Annotated in this window: 1 protein-coding gene; it reads right to left on the reverse strand. The window is 45.6% G+C overall.

Annotated features, from left to right (window positions below; all coding sequences use genetic code 11):
- Positions 1-159 precede the first annotated feature (159 nt).
- Complete coding sequence (locus tag R7Z49_RS27645) at positions 160-504, reverse strand: cystatin family protein (RefSeq protein WP_318112852.1); 345 nt, start codon at positions 502-504, stop codon at positions 160-162.
- Positions 505-515: the final 11 nt, after the last annotated feature.

Here is a 515-nt window from a genome sequence, read left to right on the forward strand (position 1 = left end):
GTGGGTCTCTTTCGCTTTCTTGGCGTTGACAACGTTGATTTCGATTCAGTTACCCAAAGCTAATATCGCCACGGCTTAGTTCTGATGAATGTGATGGGCTGAACAGAACATCGTGAATAAAAATGGCTCCAATCGGGAGCCATTTTTTATGTCTGCATATTATGAGCAGAAGCGTCCAAGCTTTGCAGGTTGCGTCATTTTGATTTCGTCGTCTAACGAACGGTAGACAATCGTATTCCAGATTTCGCCATTATCCATTTCAAATTCAATCGCGTAATTCATGCCGCTTACCACCTGAGTGCGAACACTGAGGATTTGCTTTAACTTAGCGGAAGTGTTCATTTGCGCGAGTACCACATCAAGCAATGATTGCGCTTCATCGGTCATGTCACTTTGTGACCATCCGCCGGGCAGTTTTTCTAAGTTACAGATTGGGTTCGCTTCCGGTTGCGATTGGGCTGGTGCCTCGGTCTCTTCCTTTTGATTACATCCAGCTAGAGCCACTACACATACGA

The organism is Vibrio sp. 1562 (assembly GCF_033340155.1).
GTDB lineage: Bacteria > Pseudomonadota > Gammaproteobacteria > Enterobacterales > Vibrionaceae > Vibrio > Vibrio alginolyticus.